Source organism: Rhizobacter sp. P3_B12 (genome assembly GCF_056402895.1).
The window spans coordinates 1-7,254 of record NZ_JBFUGN010000246.1 but is presented as its reverse complement, the minus strand read 5'-3'; the positions used below and the strand labels follow the sequence as shown (position 1 = coordinate 7,254).

Below are 7,254 nucleotides of genomic sequence, written 5' to 3'. Positions count from 1 at the left end.
CGCTCCATCTCGCCCAGGAACTTCTCGCGCCTCGTCTGGCGCTTCTTGCCCGCGTACTCCAGGCTCGCAAAGCTCGTCTGTTTCATGCAACCATCCTCGCTGTCCACRCCTCGTTCGGCCATCGAGATCTGCCCGAATAAATCAGCGGTTCCCTAGGCGGAAGGCGTATGGCACTGACCTGATCTACGGCAACGCGTTGCCGTCCTGTTCGATGTCGTCGAGCTTCGCCGGCTTGACGCGAAGCCGCTGCGCGATGTCTTGCGCAGCGCAATCCCGATGCGCGCGCTGCTCTCGCTCGACGAAGGACGTTCGGACCGGTTTGCGCGACGGCGAAGACCCATCCTACTCGCTGGACTGCTTCTCTCTGGCCAGAATCCGCGCGAACGACCCCGAGCAGTCCGTTGCCCCGCAGACATTCTTCGCGGCCACGCTGCGGTTGCAGCCACTCAACTTCTGACTCTGACGGCACGGTCTTGTACTCGCTGCGGTCATCGCCCCAGCGGAGAGGGCAAACTAGCGTAAGTGGTACGCCGGCGCCAAAAGTATGCTTCGCGGAAAGACAAACATTGCAGGGAGCGTCAAAACACATGGCGACACTAGGTTCTGTAGGCCCTTCTAGAAGCGGAGACCAGTTCCACTATCAGTGGGCTGCTCGGCAATGCCTCGGGCTTCTTGCCGGGAAAGACGGTCTTGTGGCGGTGTCGATTGAAGGGGCATCGCTGGCCGAAGGTGATGCCTCGACGGACGCTGGCGATGAGGTCATTGACGTCGGCCTTTACTACGGAAGCGAGGAGCTGACTGAGGCCAAGGCCATCCGTTATGTACAGCTCAAGCATTCATCCAAACAGGCGCACCAGTCGTGGACAGCGAGCGGTCTGGCCAAGACCATGGCCGGTTTCGCCAAACGCTTCAAGGACTTGGAGAACACGCTCGGAATCGACGTCTTGGCCGAGAGGGTGAGATTCAGCTTTCTGACCAACAGACCAATCGACGAAGGCGTTCTTGAAGCCTTGGCCGACATCGCCGCGGGCGTTAAGGCACCGCGCCACGGTGCAACTGCCCGCCTGCTGATGCGTTATGCGAAGCCGGCAGGCGGCAATGTGCAGCGCTTCTTTAAAGCCTTTTCGGTAGAAGCCGGCGAGCCCGATCTGTGGGAGCAGCGCAATCTGCTGAGCCAGGATCTTAGCGCGTACATGTCGGAGCCAGACGCTGACGCCCCCCTGCAACTGAAGGAGTTGGTCACTCGCAAAGCCGCAGACGAGGGGGCGAAGGACCGTTCGATCCGGCTCTACGACGTGCTTCGCGTCTTGCAAGTGACTGAGATCGATCTCCTGCCTGCGCCCTCATTAATCTCCGAGCCAAAACAGGTGCTCCCGCGGGCGCAGCAGGCGGACATACTGACGGCGTTGCTTGCCGCGCAACGCCCCGTGGTCATCCATGCAGACGGTGGCGTGGGCAAGTCAACTCTGTCGGCACGTCTGGCCCGCGCCATGCCCGAGGGGTCGGTCGCAGTGCTGTACGACTGCTTTGGTGACGGGACGTACCGCCAGGCCTTGAAGTACCGCCATCGGTATCGCGACGCTCTCGTCCAGATCGCGAATGAACTTGCAGCCCAGCAGCTTTGCCTTCCGTTGATTCCGTCCACGGGCGCCGATCCCAAAGCGTTCATGCGAGCCTTCGTATCACGGCTCAAGCAAGCGCTCGATCTTCTACGGGCTCGTACTCCCCAAGCGAGCCTTTGCATCATCATCGATGCAGCTGACAACGCATACATGGCCGCACATGAGATTGGTGAGCGCGCCTTTGTATATGACCTGATCAACGCTGACATGCCCGACGGGGTGCGATTGGCTTTCACGTGTCGATCCCACCGTCGAGAGCATCTGGGGGCTCCACTCGACACTCTTGTGATCAAGCTGGAGTCATTCTCTAAGACGGAGAGCGCCACGCATCTACGGCTCACCTACCCAGACGCAACAGACGCCGAGACCGCGGAGTTCGCCTATCTCAGCAGTGACAACCCCCGGGTTCAGGCCTTGGCTATGGAAGGTGTCCCGCCCATCGGCGACATGCTCATGGCACTCGGGCCAACGCCAACGACAGTTCAGCGCGCAATCGGAGGCCTGCTGACCAAGGCTGTCGACAGGTTGAAAGCCGAGTCGGGCCCGACAGAAGCGAGTCAGATCGACCTCATCTGCAGGGGTCTTGCGGTACTGCGTCCCCTGGTACCGATTTCCATCTTGGCCCAGATCGCCGGGGTGCCCGAGAGCGCAGTGCGAACGTTCGCGACTGAGTTTGGGCGCCCACTGTTCGTCAAGGACGCGGGCCTGCACTTCTTGGACGAACCGGCGGAAACCTGGTTCAACGAGACGTTCAAGCCCGATGCGGCCGCACTCGATGCATTCCTCGCAAAGCTGAAGCCCCTCGCGGCAAGCAGTTCGTACGTTGCGGCGGCGCTGCCTCAATTGTTGCTGTCCGCGGGCCGGATGGACGAACTGATCGCACTCGCACTCTCGAATGAAAGCCTGCCCGAGCTCAACCCTTTAGAACGACGAGACGTAGAACTTCAACGCCTGATGTTCGCCCTCAGAGCTTGTTTACAGCAAGGGCGCCATGTGGCTGCTGCCAAGCTCGCGCTGAGGGTCGGAGGAGAAGTGGCTGGCGAAGCTCGCCAGAATGCCCTCATACAGCAGAACACGGATCTTGCCAGCGCCCTGCTGGCTGCGGATCGCATCGAGGAGCTTGTCTCTAGACGCACGTTCGGCGGCGGATTTCTTGGCTCACATCATGCATACGAGGCGGTGCTGCTTTCCGGCAGCGACGACCTCATTCCCGAGGCTACGAGCAGATTGCGCATGGCCTGGGAGTGGTTGGTCGTTTGGAGCAAACAGCCTCGCAAGCGCCGCAGAGATAACGCGATCGACGACGCCGATCGCGCTGAACTCGCGATCGGCCTTTTGAGGCTGCGAGGCCCCGCTGAGTCCGCGAGATTCCTCAAGGGATGGCGTCCGAGAACGACCGTCTTAAACACCACGAAACTCGTTGCCGCCCGACTGGCGGATCTCGGCGACTACAAGCGGCTGGATGAGCTTGCCGAGCACGCCGACGGGGACGTTTGGATGTTGCTGGGCCTCGCTGCGGAAGCAACACGAGTCGCCCATCTGTTACCGGAAGAGCCGTTGCGCCGTCTGATGGATATCTTGACGACCCCCAAGGTCAAGCTGCCAGACGAGGATCTCTCTTGGAAGCTGGGCAGCGACGTGCTGGATGCTGTCAGGTCTGCGATCACACAAGCGCTGCGACGCTTACCGCGCGACGATGCGACTTGGGCTGCGGTGCTCCGGCGCTACTTGCCGGCAGATCCGCCCAGCCAGCTCCACGATTTCGACTCCGAACGCGTGAAGCTCGTCAGGGCATACGCGCTGGAGGCGGCGCTGCGCGGTCAGCGAATTGCGCTGATCGACCTCGCATCGAAAGAAGTACGCCAAGAGTTCGAGCCAGCGCGATCTCAAAGCAAAGGGCGGGAAGCAACTCTGCTCGAACTCGCAACTGGAGGCGTCCTCGCCTGGTTCGTCTTGGCCGCCGAGATTGCGTGTCGCCGCCTGCCTGCCGATCTCAATCAGCAAATTGAATCCGCTCTGAGGCAGACGAAATCGGCTTCATCAAGGGACTACCAGCGAAATTTCAATCTCGAGATGATTGCTGCTGTCGAATGGACGCAGATTCTGCGCGACGCGGGGGCTGCTCAACCAGCTCAGGCCGAGGCGCTCCTGAAATGGGTCGATGAGCAAGACCGAATCCACTCGACTAGCCTCACTGCGATGTGTCGTGTCGCCGCGCGGACAAACGGCCTGGCCGACCTGTCTCTGGAGCTCAGCACCAGGGCTTTCGCCCAGTTGTCCGTGTCGCGCAACGATGCGGAGATGCGCGTCGACGATCTGCAGGAGTTGGCGCGCGCAATCTTTTGCGTCAACAAGTCGGAATCGGCCGCTTACTTCAACCAGGCAATCGACATCGCGAGCAAGATTGGAGAAGAGCACCTGTCGCGGTGGACGACGTTTCTCGATCTCGCTGATGCAGCAAACCGCCTAGACAAACCGAGGTCTCGGACCGCCTATCGATTGGCGCGGATAGCGGAGCTCACCTACGAGCACATGGCTCGGGACAAGTACATGGATTGGGATCGACTCGTTGAAGTCCTGGTCGGTCTGTGCCCATCATCCAGCCTGGCGATCCTGAGTCGGTGGCGAGRTAGAGCGTTTGGGTTTGCCGGCGATCTTTTCCCGATGGCGATCTACAGGCTGGTCGCCACCGGGCACCTTCCGAGGGGGGCCCCCATTGCGCTGAGCGGCACCGTGAGAGGATGGAAGCGCGTCGACGACGCCAAGGCTGCCATCGATGCAGAGCCAAACGCCGATCGAAAGACGTTGATTCTTCAGACTGCCTATCGGTTCATTCGCATCCATCTCACCGACGCGTCGACCTGGCGCCAGCTTGAGACTCTGGCCGACTCACTCGACGTTGTACTTCCAGACCTGGAGCGCCTGCTTCGGGCATCAGAAGCCAATGAGTCCATTGAAGCGGCGACGAAGGCTCCCGCGCCCTGGGAAGCACTCCACGACGACATCGAAAAACCTGACTGGGATGCAATCTTCAGCGGTTTGGATCTTTGCGACACAGTTGCTGTCCACGCGGCCCGACGGAATCTCAAGAAGTATGGCCATCGCACGTACGTTGGGGAGTTCTACAAACAAGGGTGCCAGCGTGCGACCTTGTCGCAGATCGATGGGTACCTTCGCGCAATCCTTTCTGATGACGGGTTCGACCTGTACCACTTCATCGACGTGGCCCGGAACCTGTCGGAGCCCAGCAAGAGGCTTCAGTCCGTTCGCAATGAGCTGAGGAAAGCAGTCCTCGCGCTTGCTACCAGTGAACCCAACCGCGTTGGACGCCGGGGCTGGGGGGGTGGAGGTCCTTTCGATGCACTCTACGAAGCGGGCCTCGTGACGGAAAGGGAAGTCGCGGCCGCTCGGATCAAAGGGTACCTCTCGCGGCTCGATACGCTGGGTGCAAACGACCTATTCCACTTGGTTGACCCGCTCGCGTTGCACTTGAACTCCGACGAGGMCGATGAGGTCCTGAACTTCGGCTTTGACCTGCTGGAAGACGTTCTGGAGGCAAATGACGGTGACGGACCGTGGGACGACGCGCTGGCACCTTCATCCTCATGCGAGGAGGCCTTGGCCGGCTACCTCTGGGCGGGTCTAGCGCGGCCCTCCACCGCGGAGCGCTGGGAACACACCCATTGCATCCGCAACTGCCTCCAACTCGAATGGACATCCCTGCTGTCTGCGCTTGCGGCTCGCGCGACCATTGCTGACCCAACGCCATTCGTTGACCGCGGGCTTACTTTCTACGAGTGGCACGCGCGCCAATGGCTCTGTCTTGCCTTGGCACGGGGCGCGATGGATGCACCCAACGCCGTCACCCCGTTTCTTGCCTTTCTGGCCGCCGCCGCGAAGGAGCAACACGTCGTCATTCGGCATTTCGCGTCAGACGCACTGAAACGCCTCCACGCGATAAGCGCATTGCCGACGGATCTGTTGGCTGTCGTGAACGATGCAAACCGCTCCGAGCTCTCCATTGAGACGTGCGCGAGAGGCGACTGGGACGTCATTGACGACGTCGCTTCAGATGCGGATCCAGCGTATGACGACGAGAGGTACTACTTCGGCATCGACATTGGCCCATATTGGTTCGCACCCTTGGGCCGTATCTTCGGTCTGAACGAGAAATCCATCGAGCGGCGAGCTCGGTCAGCCTTGCGCGGGCGCATGTCGCTGGGACCTCACAGGCATGTCGATGATCAGCGCTATAAGCGCGGACTTTATCGAGGACGAGAAACATCGCACTCGCATGGCACCATGCCCGAAACAGAGGACATAGTCGTCTACCAGTCCTATCACGCCATGATGCTGGTGGCTGGGTTGCTTCTAAAGACCAAGCCGATACGCCGCCGCGCCGAAGAAGAGGACAACCCTTTTGACGACTGGTTGAAGGAACAGTTGTTGACTCGCGCTGACGACCGGTGGCTCGCTGACCGGCGCGACCCCGAGATCCGTATCTCCGGCGCGACGAGCGGAGCTCGATCAAATGCCTCATGGTGCTGGGAGGTGACTAGACAGTACCTGGACGATCAGTTGACGACAGACGATGGCATGAAAGTCCTTTGGGGGCATTGGACGACTACCGATGCAGCCAATGGTGAGAGCGTGTCAGTAGCGTCGGTGCTTGTTCCTTCCCGTCACGCAGAGGCTCTCCTGGCAGCCTTGCAGACCAGTCCTGACCCAGGAAGCATCTACCTGCCTGACGCGGACCACATCGGCAACCGAGGGGATTCTGGTGACCCGGAGATGCGGCTCTTCGGATGGGTCACGGCGGGTAGCGACTCACTGCGCCTTGACGAATACGACCCTTGGGCCGGCAAGCTAGCCAGCCCGGGTCCGCGACCTTGTCCGACGATCCTTGACGCCTTGAAGCCGACGACGGATCCAGACGCGAGGTCTTGGACGCTTTCATCAGGCGGCACGATGAGGAGCGAAACCTGGTCACGCAGCGTCGGCTACGGAGAAGAGCGTGACGCCCTTACTGGCAATCGGCTAAGCGCCGACGACAAGTTCACTTGCGCACTACTGGATGGTCGGTCCGACTGCCTGATCGTACGCGTCAGTGTCCGTCGCAAGCCGCCGAAAGACCAGGCCGGCGATGACGAATACTCTTTCTACAACTGGCCCTATTACCGCTACTACTTGATCGGCAACGATGGAATCAATCGCTCGCTCTAAGGCAGTCATCGAGCTCGGCAGGCGGATCGTTGCCGGCTTGATGCTTGGTGACGATGTCGTGGCTCAGTGGATGGCGCACTTAGTCGCTGAGAAGATCGCCGCCGCAGAACGGGCGCCCGGCGGGGCGACGMGAGATGCCGCCGTAGCTGAATGCGTTGAACTCATTCTGAAGCTCTGGGCGCACCGACACACTCTACCTCCGAACATGAGGCCGCTCAGGGAATTGGACCCGCTGCTGCGCACGCTCAAGTCTCTAGGGAACCGCTGATTTATTCGGGCAGATCTCGATGGCCGAACGAGGCGTGGACAGCGAGGATGGTTGCATGAAACAGACGAGCTTTGCGAGCCTGGAGTACGCGGGCAAGAAGCGCCAGACGAGGCGCGAGAAGTTCCTGGGCGAGATGGAGCG

Annotated in this window: 1 protein-coding gene; it reads left to right on the top strand. The window is 60.6% G+C overall.

Going from position 1 to position 7,254, the window contains the following annotated elements:
* The first annotated feature begins 587 nt into the window (after positions 1–587).
* A complete protein-coding gene (avs3a, locus tag AC1D01_RS14815; RefSeq protein ID WP_477867456.1) occupies positions 588–6,845 on the top strand; it encodes an AVAST type 3 anti-phage nuclease/ATPase Avs3a in 6,258 nt (2,085 codons plus the stop codon).
* Positions 6,846–7,254: the final 409 nt, after the last annotated feature.